We start from the raw sequence: 326 nt of genomic DNA on the forward strand, positions 1-326 counted from the left end.
ACTCACCGCAACGAAGTAGCAGTTGATACGTTAGAGGAAGGGGACTGTTTCGGTGCTAGAATGAAAGAGTCCCCAATCGAGATTACACTCACCGTTCAATTGGTTCTGACGATTGATCCTACCAAGCAGTATCCACTTGCAGTGATAACTGAGGTACTCGCCAAGCAGAATATCACGTCTATTCTCGTTGAGGCACTTGTCGAGTGCCTCAACGAGCGTCTCGTCGAGAGCTTCTGCGGTATAAAACACGCTCACGGCAACGGAACCGAGAGATTCCAACGCTCTGCGACGTGTACTCGCTCGGCGGTGACCACCGCCGGCGAGCA

The 326-nt window shown here is 52.5% G+C and carries 1 pseudogene; it reads left to right on the plus strand.

Going from position 1 to position 326, the window contains the following annotated elements:
* Window positions 1-60 precede the first annotated feature (60 nt).
* Window positions 61-326: pseudogene (locus tag O2S87_RS19030) on the plus strand (ISH6 family transposase); the annotation flags it as partial.

The sequence above is a fragment of the Halohasta sp. A2 genome, assembly GCF_056175805.1.